The organism is Levilactobacillus koreensis JCM 16448, assembly GCF_001435525.1.
Classification (GTDB): domain Bacteria; phylum Bacillota; class Bacilli; order Lactobacillales; family Lactobacillaceae; genus Levilactobacillus; species Levilactobacillus koreensis.
Genome location: NZ_AZDP01000085.1, coordinates 1 through 697, shown reverse-complemented (window position 1 = coordinate 697; position 697 = coordinate 1). Strand labels below are relative to the sequence as shown.

1 protein-coding gene is annotated in these 697 nt (G+C 44.3%); it reads right to left on the bottom strand.

The genetic code is table 11. The annotated features are described in order from the left end of the window. Positions 1 to 198 precede the first annotated feature (198 nt). Positions 199 to 697 (bottom strand): transposase (locus tag FC99_RS07505; protein WP_156639352.1); only part of this gene is annotated, 499 nt, incomplete at its 5' end.

The following is a 697-nucleotide window of genomic DNA, read 5'->3' as shown; positions in this document are numbered from 1 at the left end:
CCCGGATTATTCATCAACAAGATTTCTCACCAAAATAGGTAGGCCTGAATCGAGATTTTCGATTCAGGCCTACCTATTTTGATAATCAATGTAGCATTTCAAGAATAAACATAAGATTCAGCCACTATAGCACCACTTTGTGTTGCTTTGGGGTGGTCTTCCCCCTTGGTTTTACAGGTTTCATTTTTCTTCAAGCACTTATTTCAAAGCATGTATCTGATGCAAAGCGTACCAGAATAGTCTGATGTGGGGGTTACTCCGACTCAAGTGAATTGATGTTTTTCGAGCGTGAGTCGTCACACGACCGGCAATATGAAGAAGCCAAAACCTCAGTGTACCAATGGTTGCGGTCTGAATCGTGCTAGGGAGCACTAACCGCTTGAAGAGCAGGCTTAGTGTGTAACTCAAAACAGCTAACCACATACGAGTTGTGTTGGCCTGAAAAGAATGACTATTGGTCTTGTCGAAACCAAAACCGTCCTTGGCTTCTTTGATAAAGTTTTCAGCGACGCCGCGATTGTGGTACATTCTAAACAGATCAATGCTAGACAATTCGGTTAGTGTCGTCACCAAGAACTCATAGTGACACAACAATTCACCGGCAGGCCGCGTCACTTTGAGTACTACGCGTAACCGCCAGCTTTCGGGCCATGAAGCTGCCCGATAATTAAGATTAAAGAAGTGTGCACTCGTGTCC